The 533-nt window shown below is 46.2% G+C and carries 1 protein-coding gene; it reads left to right on the forward strand.

What is annotated here, in order from left to right; genetic code table 11:
• The coding region (locus tag C900_RS19020) for a PKD-like domain-containing protein (protein ID WP_040497119.1) at nt 1-533 on the forward strand (533 nt) is incomplete at both ends.

Consider the following 533-nt stretch of genomic DNA (forward strand, 5'->3'; position numbering starts at 1 on the left):
ACTGGCAATCTCGATGCTACGGTATGCTCTGGCGATGCTATCGGGGTCACGCTGCCCTCTTTAGATGATGATGGCGGAGTTATCAGTAGTTATGATGTAAGTGCGGTAGTAGATCCTGGTTTGGGAGGCACAGCAAGTACCGCTAGCGGTACAACAGATGTAAATTTGATCTCTGCCGATATATTTACGAATACCACCAATGGTCCTTTGGATGTTGTTTATACGGTCACCCCTTATATAGGTACTTGTGCAGGCCCTGATTTCACTATTACAGTAACGATAGATGAGGCCCCGGTATTCACAGGCAATCTTGATGCTACGATATGTACTGGCGATGCTATCGGAGTTGTTTTGCCATCTACAGACGATGATGGGGATGCCATCAGTAGTTATGATGTAAGTGCCGTAGTAGATCCTGGCTTGGGAGGCACAGCAAACACAGCTAGCGGTACAACAGATGTGAACCTGATTTCTGGTGATATATTTACGAATGGGACCAGTGGTCCTTTGGATGTGGTTTATACAATTACACC

Source organism: Fulvivirga imtechensis AK7 (assembly GCF_000331535.1).
Classification (GTDB): domain Bacteria; phylum Bacteroidota; class Bacteroidia; order Cytophagales; family Cyclobacteriaceae; genus Fulvivirga; species Fulvivirga imtechensis.